Origin of the sequence: Mycobacterium sp. OAS707 (genome assembly GCF_014873705.1) — a bacterium.
GTDB lineage: Bacteria > Actinomycetota > Actinomycetes > Mycobacteriales > Mycobacteriaceae > Mycobacterium.
The window spans coordinates 460,897-474,206 of record NZ_JADBDS010000006.1 but is presented as its reverse complement, the minus strand read 5'-3'; the positions used below and the strand labels follow the sequence as shown (position 1 = coordinate 474,206).

Below are 13,310 nucleotides of genomic sequence, written 5' to 3'. Positions count from 1 at the left end.
CGGTGCCGGGTAGCCCGCGGGTATGGCAAACGCAATGGGCATCGCGTTGGTCACCGGTGCGTCGAGCGGAATCGGCTTCGAACTCGCGAAGCTGTTCGCCGACGACGGATATGACCTCGTCATCGCCGCGGAGGACGACGCTATTCACGCCTGCGCCGACAAGCTCGCGACAGCGCAGATCGACGTCATTCCGGTCCAGGTCGATCTGCGCAAAGCCGACGACGTAGAACGCCTCTACCGCACCGCCACAGCGGACGGTCGGCGACTTGCCGCGGCGGCGCTCAACGCAGGTGTCGGCCGGGCCGGGCCGTTCGTCAAGGGCGATCTCGACACCGACCTGAGCATCATCGACCTCAACGTCCGCTCGACGGTCCATCTAGCCAAACTCGTGCTGTCGGACATGACCAAATCCGGAACGGGCAAGGTTTTGTTCACGTCGTCGATCGCATCGACTATGCCGGGCTCGCTGCAGACGGTCTACAACGCGTCCAAGTCGTTCATCCAGTCTTTCGCCGAGGCGCTGCAGGATGAACTCCGCGACACCGGCGTGACCGTCACCTCGCTGATGCCCGGCCCCACCGAGACGAACTTCTTCCGACGGGCGAACATGCTCGACACGCTCGTAGGGCGCATGCCGAAGGACGACTCCGCCAAAGTCGCCAAGCAAGGCTACGACGCGCTGATGAAGGGCGACCGCAAGGTGGTCGCCGAGTCGGCGCTGTCAAAGTCGATGGGCGTAGCCAACACGGTGCTTCCGGACTCGGTGAAAGCCGTTGCCAGCCGGATCATCTCGACACGGATAGGACGTAACAAATGACAGGACCAGCCGCAATCGACAGCTCGTTGACGGTCAAGCGCGACACCACCGCGACACGGCAGCAGGTGTGGGACATCGTCGCCGACGGCTGGACCTATTCACAGTGGGTGGTGGGTAACACCAGGATGCGAGCGGTCGAACCTCACTGGCCTGCACCGGGCAGCAAGATTCACCACACCATCGGGATCTGGCCCGTGGTTCTCAACGACGAGACGGAGGTCGAGTCCGCGACACCGCCGGAGGAACTGATCCTGCGTGCCAAGAGCCGGCCGTTCGGCGGTGCTCGAATAGTGTTGCGGCTCTTCGACATCCCGACCGGCTGCCGCATCGAGATGGCCGAGGTGCCGGTCGGTGGACCGTTGAACCTGCTGCCGCGGCGACTGGGACTGGCCGCGGCGTACCCGAGAAATCGGGAGTGCCTGGCTCGGTTGGCCGCGTTGGCGGAACGGCGAAAAGAACCGGAGTGAATGCGCAGAGCGCAGACGCGGTGGTGATCGGGGCCGGCCACAACGGCCTGGTCGCCGCGGCGCTCCTGGCCGACGCCGGCTGGGACGTGCTGGTGCTGGAGGCTCAGCAAGAGCCCGGCGGTGCGGTGAAGAGCGCTGAGCTGTTCCCCGGCTACGTGAGCGATCTGTACAGCGCCTTTTATCCGCTGTCCGTGGCATCTCCGGCGCTCAGCGCGCTCAACCTCGAAGATCACGGCCTGCGATGGACTCATGCGCCCGCAGTCGTCGGACACGCCCGCTCGGCAGATGATGACGACGCACCAGTGATCTACCGCGAGATCGACCGTACCGCTGACGATTTGGAGCGACGCTGCAGCGGCGACGGCGATCGGTGGCAGGCGCTGTTCGACCAGTGGCTCCGCATCAAGGACCCCATCCTGTCCACTCTGTTCTCACCGTTCCCGCCTGCGCGTGGGCCGTTGTCCCTGTTGCGGAAGCTCGGGACCGCCGATGCGCTGCGGCTGGCGCATCTGCTGCTGTTGCCGGCAGGCATCATGGCCGAGCAGCTGTTCGAGGGTGAATCAGCACGACTCCTGTTGTTGGGCAACGCAATGCACGCCGACGTGCCGATCGATGCAGTAGGCAGCGGAGTGATGGGCTACCTGTTGATCATGATGGCGCAGGATGGCGGGTGGCCGGTACCCGTCGGCGGGGCGGGGGAGTTGGCCGCGGCACTGGTCCGCCGAGCCCAGTCGGCGGGCGCGCGCATCGAGTGTGGACGTGAGGTCGACGCGATCGACGTTCGCGGTGGACGGGCCGTCGCGGTGCATTCGAAAGATGGTGCCACGGTGCGTGTTCGGCGCGCTGTCATCGCCGACACATCGGCACCCCGGCTGTACGGCCAATTGCTTCCGGCGCACGCGGTGCCGGATGCGGTGGAGCGCAGCATGAAGCGTTTCGTCTGGGATACCCCGGTTTTGAAGGTGAATTACGCGCTCGACAGTGCGATACCTTGGCGGTCGAAGAGCCTGAACGACGCGGGCACTGTACATCTCGGTGCGGACCACGACGGTCTGATCCGGTGGATGGCCGACCTGAACACCGCGACGCTGCCCGAGCGGCCGTTCATGTTGTTCGGCCAAATGACGACGGCGGACCCCAGCCGTTCGCCTGCCGGCACCGAAAGCGCATGGGCATATACGCATCTGCCGCGCGGCGTCGCCGACGACGAGTCGGCTCAGAGATTGGCGCTGGCTGTTGATCGCGTACTCGAGGAGCACGCCCCCGGCTTCCTCGATCGTGTCGTTGGCAAGAGCGTTCAGCGACCATCGGATTTGCAGGCCAGCGACGCGAACCTGCACACCGGCGCGGTGAACGGCGGCACGTCGCAGCTGTTTCAGCAGTTGATCTTCCGGCCCGCTCCCGGTTTCGGTCGCGCCGAAACAACCGTCGAGAACGTCTACTTGGGCAGCGCGGGCGCCAGTCCGGGCGGCGGTGTGCACGGTGTCTGCGGACGCAACGCCGCGCGCGCTGCGCTGGCAGGCAGTGGTGTGCGCGGCTGGCCGCGTCGTCGGCTCACCCGGGCAGCGCTGTCGTTGGCGACGCGGTGATACTCACGCGCCGTCCCAGTTCTGCAGGAACGCTTCGGCGACGATCGCGGCGTTGTCTGCGGCGATCTGCTTGTAGACGGCGAACGTGAACGGGTAACCCGGCAGGTTGAGCGGATCGCCCGGCCCGTCGGACATGCCGCGGATGCCGAGGAACGGGATGCCGTGCGCGTCGGCGACCTGTTGCGCCGCAGCGGTCTCCTGGTCGACGGCGTCCACGGCAGGCGTCGCGGGGCTCAGCAGTCCGGTCAGGTTGCTGACGAGCCCGAAGGCCAGGAACGGCACGATGGCCTGGAAGAAGTTGCCGGTGAACAGAAGTGAGAAGTCCGGCGCGGCGCAGGGCTGTGCACCGAAGATGTCGCCGACGAACGGAATCGACGGGAGAGCGGGGAATGCCGTCCCGTTGTTGTTGTCGTCGCTGGAGCCGTCACCGCCGACGACCAGATCCGGTTCGCGCTTGAGGTCGATCTGCGGGCCTGCGAACAGCCCGCAATAACAGTTGGGGTCGCCGATGCTGTCTCGACTCAGCAGGTCGACGTCCAACGCGCTGGCGGTGGCGAGCATGCCCGGATCGACAGCGTGCCAGGTTTGGCCGTCGTCGGAGGTCCATCGGGCCGGCACCGCCACGTCCCCGATCTCGGTGCGCCCCGAACCACCGGCGACGCCCGAGAAGACCACTGCGCCAATCGATATGCCGGATTCGCCAGTGAAATGGTCGAGCGCGATCTCGGTCGTCTGCGTGGCGTTGACCATGCCGATGCCGGTCATCGCGACGATCACCTTTTTGCCACCCAGCGTGCCGAGGTAGAAGTGATGCCCGCCGACGACCACCGAGGGATTCGGATCGAGGGTGGTGCGGGCGAGAATAGCGTCGGTTTCCGCGGGAAAGGCTGAAAGGATCAGCGTCCGCTGTTCGGTCGTCTGACTCGTGTGCTGCGTGTCCACGGGCTTGTCGCTCAGCGACGGTGTGGTGAATGCCCGTTCGAACTCGCGGCGCGCGAACGCCAGCAGAGACCAGATCGACGGACCTTCGGCGGGCGCTCCTGGTGTGCTGCTGGCGGCGAACGGGCTCAGGATCGCGTTGACGACTCCGGACACCACAGCGGTCACTGCGCGGACCATGTTGGGCTGCACCGGTTTCGGTGTTGCCGGCGTGCTGATCGTGGCGCGGCTTGATGCGACGGATGACTGCGTCGGATCAGAGAGTCTGTTGGGGACGGCGGTGGTGTCCTCCTGCTTCGCGACGGCGGGCGCCGCATGCTTCACGTCCGAGGCCGCCGACGCGGCCGTCGTCGGCTTCGGCTTCGGCTTGGCCGCCGGCGCGGCAGACCGTTTCTTTCGCAGTGGCTTCGTGGGCGGCGTCTCGTCGGTGTCCTTGTTTGGCGGATCGGCGGCTTCGGTCGCCTTATCGCTGGGGTCGGCCTTCGTGTCGGTCGTGCTGGACGACGTGGATCCGACGGCGCCGTCAGTTTCGTCGGCCCACGCGAGGCCGCTCTGCCACCCGGTCATGACGGCAGCGCCGATGCCCAGGGCGACGGTCAAGCCGCCGACCCTACGCAGCCATGCCCCCACAGGCATGCGGAATGTATATCGCTTGGGTGCGGTCGGCGCGCCGGATTTGCGATAGCTGCTGAGATCGTTTGGTCGCGGTGCTAGCAGCAATTTCTACTTCAGGGTCGTGGTGTGCACCCGTTATGCGGAATTGCACAGCCATGGCGTCGAAATCGCGCCTAGCGTGCCGAAGCTCACTCTGCTCGAGCTCATCAGCTCAGAACATGCCCCGATCCGCGCTGATTAGCGGTAACGTTGGCACCTCCAACAGCAACAATGGGAAAGTTCACCTCTGACATGTGGTCCATCCGGCTTGGAGCCCTGGCCGCCGGTGCGGCGATCTCACTGGCAGTTGCCTCACCCGCCGCGGCGGACGCGGGAAGCTTCCTCAAAGAGGTGCAGCCGTTCTATCAGAACTTCAGCGCCGAGCAGTTGCTGTCCGAGGGGTTCAGGGTCTGCTCGGCGCAGAACAGCGGCATGAACTCCCCGAAGGCCGTCCAGATGGTCCAGGACGACATCGGGGCATCGGTGACCGCGGCGGGCGACATTGTCGCGGCTGCGGTCGTCCATCTCTGCTGACGCGGGCCGTTACTGCTGGAATCGGTAACCCATCCCCGCCTCGGTCAGCAGGTGCACGGGGTGCGACGGATCGTCTTCCAGCTTGCGTCGCAGCTGCGCCAAATACACCCGCAGATAGTGGGTTTCCTTGGCGTAAGCCGGACCCCAGACTTCCTTGAGCAGCTCCTCGCGGCCGACAAGCTTGCCGCGGTTGCGCACCAGCATCTCGAGCATGCCCCACTCGGTGGGAGTCAGGTGGACTTCCGTGCCGTTCTTGGTAACCTTCTTCGCGGCGAGGTCGACGGTGAACGACGACGTTTCGATCACCGGCTCATCGGTGTCCGACGCGGCAGTGCCCCGGCGCACCGCTGCCCGCAGCCGCGCCAGAAATTCGTCCATCCCAAAGGGTTTGGTGACATAGTCGTCCGCGCCTGCGTCAAGCGCTTCGACCTTGTCCGACGAGTCGGTGCGTGCCGACAGCACGATCACCGGTGCGGTGAGCCAGCCGCGTAGCCCGCCGAGCACCTCGATACCCGACATGTCGGGCAGCCCGAGATCCAGCACGATGACGTCGGGCCGGTGATCGGCCGCCGTGCTGAGAGCCTCGGCGCCGCTCGCGGCGGTGAACACCTCGTAGCCGCGCACCGAGAGGTTGATCCGCAACGCGCGCAGTATCTGCGGCTCGTCGTCGATGACCAGCACCCTGGTTTTCTGCGGGGTCATGGCTCGTCCTTCGGTGCGGCAAGGTCGATTTCGGCTGTGAGCCCGCCACCGGGCGTGTCCGTCGCCGAAATGGTGCCGCCCATCGCCTCGACGAAACCCCGGGCAACCGACAGGCCCAGCCCGACACCGATGCTGGTGTCGTGGTCGCCGAGCCGCTGGAACGGCGCGAACAACTGCTCCTCGCTGCCGCGCGGAATGCCAGGCCCCTCGTCGATGACGGCGATGAGCACGCGGTCGCCGACCTGCCCCGCCGTGACGCGGATCGGGCTGTCCGGGGCGTAGCGCAATGCGTTGTCGATCAGGTTGGCCAGCACGCGTTCGAGCAGACCGCTGTCGGCCATCACCACCGCGTCGTCGACGTCGACCTTGACGCGGTCCAGGCCTTGCCTGCGAAAACCGGTGACGCCCTTGCTGATTGCCAGCAGTGCGCGCTGCACGGTTTCTTCCAGGTACACCCGTTGCAGCTCTGGCCGCAGCACACCGGCGGCCAGGCGCGACGAGTCGAGCAGGTTGCCCACCAACGCGGTGAGCTGGTCGACGGACTCCTCGATGGTGGCGAGCAGTTCGGCGGTGTCCTCCGCTGAGAAGTCGATGTCGTCGCTGCGCAGGCTGGATACCGCGGCCTTGGCGGCGGCCAACGGTGTGCGCAGGTCGTGGCTGACGGCCGAGAGCAGTGAGCGGCGCAGTTCGTCGGCTTGCGCGATGGCCTCGGCCTTGCCTGCTTCTTCGGTCAACTCCCGCTGCTTGACCAGTCCCGCCGCCTGCTTGGCGACCGCGCTGAGCACCCGGCGATCGCGCGCGGCCAGCTTGCGGCCTGCCATCAACAACCAGAACTCGTCGTCGCCGACTTCGATGGCGCTGTCGGCGGTGTCGACGTCGACGCAGGGATCCTTGCCCACGCAGCCGACGATGCCCGTGCCTTCCCGCAGCAGGCTGACGGCGCGCTGGGAATAGGTTTCGCGGACGCGCTCGAGCAAGGTGTCGAGGTCGGCGCCGCGCAGCACCGAGCCGGCGAACAGTGCGAGTAGTTCGGCTTCCTGCGACGCATGTCGGGCTTCGCGCGACCGACTGGCCGCCCCGTCGACCAAGGCCGAGACGGCGATCGCGACGAGCAACAACACGACGATGGTCACTGCGCTGTCGGGTTCGGCGATCGTGAACGTGTAGCGAGGCTCGACCAGGAAGTAATTCAGCAGCAATCCAGAGAGCACTGCCGACAGCACAGCGGGTGCGACGCCGCCGAGCAGCGCGACCGTCAGCACGCCGATGAAGAAGATCGCGCTCTCGCCGCCGATCCCCAGGTACGGATCGAGCCCGTAGACGATCAATGCGCAGATCGCCGACGGAACCACGAGGGCGGCAAGCCATGACATCGCATGGTGTTGTCGCGGCGTCAGCCGTGCCAACACCGAGCTTCGGCCCGCATGTTCGTGCGTGACCATGTGCACGTCGATCTTGCCGGACTGCTGTACCACCGACGCGGCGATGCCCTCGTCGAAGATGCGGGCCCACCGTGAGCGCCGCGACGTACCGATCACCAACTGGGTGGCGTTCTCGTCGCGGGCGAAATCCAGTAGGGCGCTTGGCACGTCGTCACCGACAACGGTGTGCAGAGTCGCGCCCAGGCTCGTCGCCAGCTCACGCACCTTGCCCATCTGCGGTGCCGAGACGCCCGAGAGTCCGTCACCGCGGACGACGTGCACTACCAGCAGCTCTGCGCTGGATTTCGACGCGATACGGGATGCCCTGCGCACCAAGGTTTCCGATTCCGGCCCACCCGTTACGGCTACGACGACCCGTTCGCGCGCCTCCCAGGTGTCGGTGATCTGGTTTTCTTCGCGATACTTCTCAAGTGCCGCGTCGACCTGGTCGGCGAGCCACAGCAGCGCCAATTCGCGTAGCGCCGTGAGGTTCCCGCGCCGAAAGTAATTCGAAAGCGCGGCATCGACGCGTTCGGGCGCGTAGACATTGCCGTGGGCGAGCCTGCGCCGCAACGCTTCCGGGGTGATATCGACCAACTCGATCTGGTCGGCCGCGCGCACGATTTCGTCGGGCACTTTCTCCTGTTGTTCGATGCCGGTGATCTGGGTGACGACGTCGTTGAGGCTTTCCAGGTGCTGGACGTTGACCGTCGAGATGACGGTGATGCCGGCGTCGAGCAGCTCCTCGACGTCCTGCCAGCGCTTGGGGTTCTTGCTGCCGGGAGTGTTGGTGTGCGCGAGTTCGTCGACCAGTACCACTTGCGGTTGGCGTTTGAGCACCGCCTCGATATCGAGTTCACCGAAGCGCTTGCCCCGGTATTCGATGTATTTGGGCGGCACCATGTCGATGCCGTCGAGCAACTCGGCGGTCTTCTTGCGGCCGTGTGTCTCGACGATGGCGGCCACCAGATCGGTGCCGCGTTCCAGGCGGCGATGCGCCTCGCCGAGCATCGCGTACGTCTTGCCGACGCCGGGCGCTGCGCCGAGGTAGATGCGCAGCTCCCCGCGTTTGGTGGCGCACTGCGGGTTGCTCACATCAACATCATCCACCTGCATACTTCTGATCGAGTTCGATATTCAATGCCAGGACGTTGACGGTGGGTTCACCCATGAAGCCGAGCCAGCGGCCGTCGGTGTTGTCCGCAACGGCTTGCTTGACCTGGTCAGCGCTCAGGCCTCGGACGCGGGCCACCCGGTCGACCTGCAGGTCGGCGTAGGCGATCGAGATGTGCGGGTCGAGGCCGCTGCCGCTGGTGGTGACGGCGTCTGCAGGCACTCGCGGATCTGCGGAGGCCGCACCCCGGATCGGCACGATCTGGCCGATGCTGTAGTCCTCACCGAACTCGGCGCATTCGACACGGACACCCTCATAGGTGTTAAGGAACGGTGTCTTCGTCGTGTCGCATGGCTCGTTGACGCTGACCACCTTTGTCGGGTGCACGACATTGCCGACCGCGTCGCGGGGGCCGATCACCGATAGCACCGCGCCGATACCCTCGCCGGTGCAGAACGGGCGCGCACCGTCCATGCCTTCGCGCTCTCCGACGGCCTTGCTGCGCGTGCAGACCTGCGTGAGCAGGCTCGGCTTGTCCTTGTCGACGATGCTCTCCGGGCCGAGGTTGCTAGCGCCGGTGGCCAGCGGGTCGTACCCGTCGCCTGCGGCCGATGGGCGGCTCTGGAAGTACTGCGGCAGCGCGTTACCGTCCTTGTCGGTAAACGACTGCCCAATCAGGCTGCTGCCCACCGGCTTTCCATTGGCCTCGACGATCGACCCGTTGGCCTTGTCGTGCAGGCCTGGGATCTGCGCCACCAGCCAGATGAATACCGGGTAGGCGAGACCGACGATGACCGTGAGCACGAGTAGGGCGCGCAATGCGGCCCAGTGTTGACGAGCCAGATTCGAGAGCTTCATTTTCACATCCCTGGGAGGAATTGGATGACGAGGTCGATCAGCTTGATGCCGATGAACGGCGCGATGATGCCGCCGAGCCCGTAGACATACAGATTGCGGCTCAACAGCTTGGACGCGCTGCTGGGGGTGTAGCGAACACCCCTTAGCGACAACGGAATAAGCGCGACGATGACGAGCGCGTTGAAGATCACCGCTGACAGGATCGCGGACTGCGGGCTGTGCAGCCGCATGATGTTCAGCAGATCCAGGCCGGGGAACAGTGCGACGAACATCGCAGGAATGATCGCGAAGTACTTGGCGATGTCGTTGGCGATCGAGAACGTGGTCAATGCGCCGCGGGTGATGAGCAGTTGCTTGCCGATCTCGACGATCTCGATCAGCTTGGTCGGGTCGGAGTCGAGGTCGACCATGTTGCCGGCCTCTTTGGCCGCCGATGTGCCGGTGTTCATCGCGACGCCGACGTCGGCTTGTGCCAGCGCGGGTGCGTCGTTGGTGCCGTCGCCGGTCATCGCGACCAGCTTTCCGCCCGCTTGCTCCTGCTTGATCAGGGCCATCTTGTCCTCGGGCGTGGCCTCGGCGAGGAAGTCGTCGACACCGGCCTCGTCGGCAATGGCCTTGGCGCTCAACGGGTTATCGCCGGTGATCATCACGGTGCGGATGCCCATGCGGCGCATCTCGTCGAAGCGTTCGCGCATGCCCTGCTTGACGACGTCCTTGAGGTGGATGACGCCCAAAATTGAGGACGTGCCGACTCCGTCGTCTTGAATGACCTGCCCGACGACCAGGGGAGTACCGCCCGCGGCGGAGATGCCGTCGACGATGTCGCCGAGTTCTGTTGTCACGACGCCGCCTTGGCTACGCACCCATTCGGCGACCGCGGCGGCCGCACCCTTGCGCAGCGAGTGCCCGGGCTCGAGGTCGACGCCGGACATCCGGGTCTGTGCGCTGAATTCGACCCAGTGCGCCTTGTCGAGTTCGCCTGGCGTGCGCGCACGCAGCCCGTATTCCTGTTTAACGAACACGACGATCGAGCGGCCTTCGGGCGTTTCGTCGGCGAGGCTGGACAGTTGCGCGGCGTCGGCGAGCGATTCCGGTGACACACCCGTGACCGGGACGAAGGCGGAGGCCTGGCGGTTGCCGAGCGTGATGGTGCCGGTCTTGTCGAGCAGCAGCGTGTTGACGTCGCCTGCAGCCTCGACGGCGCGACCCGACATCGCCAGCACGTTGCGCTGCACCAGGCGGTCCATGCCCGCGATGCCGATGGCCGACAGCAGCGCGCCGATGGTGGTCGGTATCAGGCAGACCAGCAGTGAGACCATCACGATGCCACTGACGCCGTTGCCGTTGAGCGACAACGAATCCGGGACGCCAGGATTGTTGGCTTTGGCGAAGATCGCCAGCGGTTGCAGGGTGGCTACGGCGAACACGAAGATGATCGTCAACGACGAGAGCAGAATGTTCAGCGCAATCTCGTTGGGCGTCTTCTGCCGGTTGGCGCCTTCGACGAGCGCGATCATCCGGTCGATGAAGCTCTCGCCAGGCTTCTGCGTGATCTTGACGACGATGCGGTCGGACAGGACGGTGGTGCCGCCGGTGACAGCCGAGCGGTCGCCGCCGGACTCACGGATGACGGGCGCCGATTCACCGGTGATGGCCGATTCGTCCACCGAGGCAATGCCTTCCACGACGTCTCCGTCGCCGGGGATGGTCTGGCCGGCTTCGACGACGACGACATCGCCCTGCTGTAGCAGGGGAGCGCCTACCTCTTCCTCCCGGCCCGGCGCACCGGGTGACCAACCGACGAGGCGGCGGGCCACGGTCGCTGTCTTGGTCTTGCGCAGCGTCTCAGCTTGGGCTTTGCCGCGGCCCTCGGCGACGGCCTCGGCGAGGTTGGCGAAAACGACGGTCAGCCAGAGCCATATCACGGTCAGCCAGGCGAACCAGGACGGATCAATGACCGCGAGGATCGTGCTCCAGACGGCGCCGATCTCGACGATGAACATGACGGGGTTGCGCCACAGCGTGCGCGGGTCGAGCTTGCGCAGCGCGTCGGGCAGCGACTTCCACAGCATCTGCGGGTCCAGCAGACCACCCTGGATTCGCTTGGGGCTGATGGTTTTCGGCTCAGCGGATTCGAGTATGACAACGGACATCAGTGAATTCCTTCGGCGAGGGGGCCGAGCGCAAGCATCGGCAGGAAAGTGAGGGCGACCACGATCAGCGTCACACCGGCGACCATGCCGACGAACTGCGGACGGTGCGTCGGCAGCGTCCCGATGGACTCAGGCGCCTTGCCCTGCTTGGCCAGCGAGCTGGCCAATGCGAGCACGAAGATCATCGGCAGGAAGCGACCGAACACCATCGCCAGGCCGAGTGCCGTGTTGTACCACTCGGTGTTGACGGTGATGCCTGCGAACGCCGAACCGTTGTTGTTGGCAGCAGAGGTGAACGCGTAGAGCACCTCTGCGAGGCCGTGTGGTCCTGAGTTGAGCATGCCGGCTCGTTGGCCGGACATGGCCATCGCGATGGCGGTGCCGGTCAGCACGATCAGCGGGGTGATCAGGAAATACGTTGCGGCGAGCTTGATCTCACGCGGAGTGATCTTCTTGCCGAGGTATTCCGGGGTGCGGCCGACCATAAGCCCGGCGACGAACACGGTGATGATGGCCAGGATCAGCATGCCGTAGAGGCCGGAGCCGACACCGCCGGGCGCGACCTCGCCTAGCTGCATGTTGAACAGCGTGACCATGCCCCCCAGGCTGGTGTAGGAGTCGTGGAACGAGTTGACCGCGCCGGTGGACGTCAGCGTCGTCGCGTCGGCGAAGACGGCCGAATCGGCAACGCCGAAGCGCTGTTCCACGCCTTCCATCGCCGAGCCGATTGCGGTGGGGACGGTGCCGTGGTGTTGCAGCTGGAACAGCATCATGAAACTGACGCTGAGCGTGGCGATGACGGCCATGACCGCTGCGATCGCGTAACCCTGTTTCTTGCTCTCGACCATCCGGCCGAAGGTGCGGGGGAGCGAGAAGCTGATGACGAGCAGCAGGAAGATCTCGACCCAGTTGGTCCAGGCGTTGGGGTTCTCGAACGGATGCGCAGAGTTGGCGTTGTAGAAGCCGCCGCCGTTGGTGCCGAGTTCCTTGATGGCTTCCTGGCTGGCGACCGGTCCGCCGGGGATGGTCTGCTGGGCGCCGCTGAGTGTGTTGACGACCTGGTCGTGGAGGTGGAAGTTCTGGATGGCGCCGCCGGCGATGAGGATGATCGCGGCAACCACTGAGAGCGGCAACAGAATTCGGATGGTGCTGCGGACCAGGTCGACCCAGAAGTTGCCGAGCTCGCCGGTGCTGCGGCGGGCCAGGCCGCGGATGAACGCGATGGCGACGGCCATGCCGACGGCGGCCGAGACGAAGTTCTGTACGGCGAGGCCGGCCATCTGAACGAGGTGACCCTGGGTGGATTCACCGGAATAGGCCTGCCAGTTGGTATTCGTCACAAAGCTGACGGCGGTATTCCACGCCAGCGCCGGAGTCATTCGGGTGGCGGGATCGTTGAGGTGCAGCGGCAGCTTGCCCTGAACGAGTTGGAAGATGAACAGGAACAGGACGCTGACGGCGGAGAAGGCCAGCACGCTGCGGGCGTAGGCGCCCCACGTTTGTTCGGCCTTGGAGTCGGCGCCGATGAGCCGATAGATGAGGCGTTCGGGCCGGGAGTCCTTCGTCGACGTGTAGACCCGGAACATGTAGTCGCCGAGTGGGACGTGGACGGCCACCAGCGCGACGATCAGGGATGCGAGGAAAAGGATCCCCGCCGTCGTAGTGCTCACTAGAACCTCTCGGGAAAGAGCAGCGCGGCGAAGAGGAAGAGGGCCAGCAGAACCGCGAGGACCAGGCCCACGATGTTTTGACTCACAGGTTCTCGACCAACTTCTGAACCAGGCCGAGCACGGCGAAGATCGCCAGCGTCAGGGCGATGAATATGACCACGGACATGCCCGTCTCCAACGTTTACGGGGCGTCGGATTTCGACGTCCTAACCGAGGATCGGCCCAGCTCACGGGGTTGATGGCGGCGTTAACGGTTTCTTGACGGCGGGGCGGTGATCCTTTACGGAATCTTCCTGTGAGCCGCCGTCGACGAGGCGTGAAAGTTTGGTCGGGACCGACGATGATGGGACAGAACGCGGCGTGACGGCGTCAGGGGGCATTTACGAAATTGC

Annotated in this window: 11 protein-coding genes; 4 read left to right on the top strand and 7 right to left on the bottom strand. The window is 65.4% G+C overall.

Annotation, left to right across the window (positions count from 1 at the left end):
* The first annotated feature begins 34 nt into the window (after nt 1-34).
* From GGC64_RS33605 to GGC64_RS33595, 3 genes are read left to right on the top strand one after another with little or no spacing between them, the layout of a single operon-like run.
* Nucleotides 35-817: an SDR family oxidoreductase gene (locus GGC64_RS33605; RefSeq protein ID WP_192727026.1), complete on the top strand. Its 783-nt coding sequence runs from the start codon at nt 35-37 to the stop codon at nt 815-817.
* Complete coding sequence (locus tag GGC64_RS33600) at nt 814-1,284, top strand: SRPBCC family protein (RefSeq protein ID WP_192726918.1); 471 nt, start codon at nt 814-816, stop codon at nt 1,282-1,284. Before GGC64_RS33605 ends, GGC64_RS33600 begins: the two co-directional genes overlap by 4 nt.
* A complete protein-coding gene (locus GGC64_RS33595; protein ID WP_192726917.1) occupies nt 1,281-2,873 on the top strand; it encodes an NAD(P)/FAD-dependent oxidoreductase in 1,593 nt (530 codons plus the stop codon). The genes GGC64_RS33600 and GGC64_RS33595 overlap by 4 nt, the downstream gene beginning before the upstream one ends.
* Before the next feature lie 3 nt (nt 2,874-2,876).
* Here the strand turns inward: GGC64_RS33595 and GGC64_RS33590 are convergent, their stop codons facing one another.
* On the bottom strand, nt 2,877-4,412 hold the full coding sequence (locus GGC64_RS33590; protein WP_225952766.1) for a 5'-methylthioadenosine/S-adenosylhomocysteine nucleosidase: 1,536 nt from the start codon (nt 4,410-4,412) through the stop codon (nt 2,877-2,879).
* A gap of 285 nt (nt 4,413-4,697) precedes the next feature.
* Between GGC64_RS33590 and GGC64_RS33585 the strand changes: the two genes are divergently transcribed.
* Nucleotides 4,698-5,000 (top strand): DUF732 domain-containing protein, encoded by a 303-nt coding sequence (locus tag GGC64_RS33585; RefSeq protein ID WP_192726916.1) that lies wholly within the window; start codon nt 4,698-4,700, stop codon nt 4,998-5,000.
* Nucleotides 5,001-5,009: 9 nt separating this feature from the next.
* Here GGC64_RS33585 and GGC64_RS33580 read toward each other — a convergent pair whose 3' ends face one another.
* The 6 genes from GGC64_RS33580 to kdpF are packed head-to-tail and all read right to left on the bottom strand — an operon-like array spanning nt 5,010 to nt 13,004.
* Nucleotides 5,010-5,702, bottom strand: coding sequence for a response regulator (locus tag GGC64_RS33580; protein ID WP_192726915.1), 693 nt, complete (start codon nt 5,700-5,702; stop codon nt 5,010-5,012).
* Complete coding sequence (locus GGC64_RS33575; protein ID WP_192726914.1) at nt 5,699-8,239, bottom strand: sensor histidine kinase KdpD; 2,541 nt, start codon at nt 8,237-8,239, stop codon at nt 5,699-5,701. Before GGC64_RS33575 ends, GGC64_RS33580 begins: the two co-directional genes overlap by 4 nt.
* Nucleotides 8,226-9,095 carry a potassium-transporting ATPase subunit C gene (locus GGC64_RS33570; protein WP_192726913.1) on the bottom strand — a complete coding sequence of 290 codons (870 nt, stop codon included), beginning with the start codon at nt 9,093-9,095 and terminating at the stop codon, nt 8,226-8,228. The genes GGC64_RS33575 and GGC64_RS33570 overlap by 14 nt, the downstream gene beginning before the upstream one ends.
* 2 nt (nt 9,096-9,097) lie before the next feature.
* Nucleotides 9,098-11,248 (bottom strand): potassium-transporting ATPase subunit KdpB, encoded by a 2,151-nt coding sequence (gene kdpB / locus GGC64_RS33565; RefSeq protein WP_192726912.1) that lies wholly within the window; start codon nt 11,246-11,248, stop codon nt 9,098-9,100.
* The gene (gene kdpA / locus GGC64_RS33560; RefSeq protein ID WP_192726911.1) at nt 11,248-12,918 is read right to left on the bottom strand and encodes a potassium-transporting ATPase subunit KdpA; all 1,671 of its coding nucleotides are present in this window, start codon (nt 12,916-12,918) and stop codon (nt 11,248-11,250) included. The genes kdpB and kdpA overlap by 1 nt, the downstream gene beginning before the upstream one ends.
* Nucleotides 12,918-13,004: a K(+)-transporting ATPase subunit F gene (gene kdpF / locus GGC64_RS33555; protein WP_192727024.1), complete on the bottom strand. Its 87-nt coding sequence runs from the start codon at nt 13,002-13,004 to the stop codon at nt 12,918-12,920. Before kdpF ends, kdpA begins: the two co-directional genes overlap by 1 nt.
* Nucleotides 13,005-13,310: the final 306 nt, after the last annotated feature.